1 protein-coding gene is annotated in these 210 nt (G+C 47.6%); it reads right to left on the bottom strand.

From position 1 onward, the window contains the following. Positions 1–210, bottom strand: a 210-nt coding sequence (locus H9X96_RS22625; protein ID WP_187668449.1) for a DUF11 domain-containing protein, incomplete at both ends; no start/stop codon positions are given.

Consider the following 210-nt stretch of genomic DNA (forward strand, 5'->3'; position numbering starts at 1 on the left):
TACTAGCAGTATTGGCATAAATGCCTGTTGCGTTTACCGTGGCGGTAATGGTCATGGTTGAAGTTCCGGTATTAGCTAAGGCACCAATGTTCCAGAGTCCTGTTAGCGGGTCATAAGTGGTACCTGCTGGCGGAGTAGAACTCACATAGGTATAACCTGATGGAAGCAGATCGGTCACGGTAATACCGGTACCATCACTAGGACCATTAT

Source organism: Pedobacter sp. N36a (assembly GCF_014472395.1).
Taxonomy (GTDB): Bacteria; Bacteroidota; Bacteroidia; order Sphingobacteriales; family Sphingobacteriaceae; genus Pedobacter.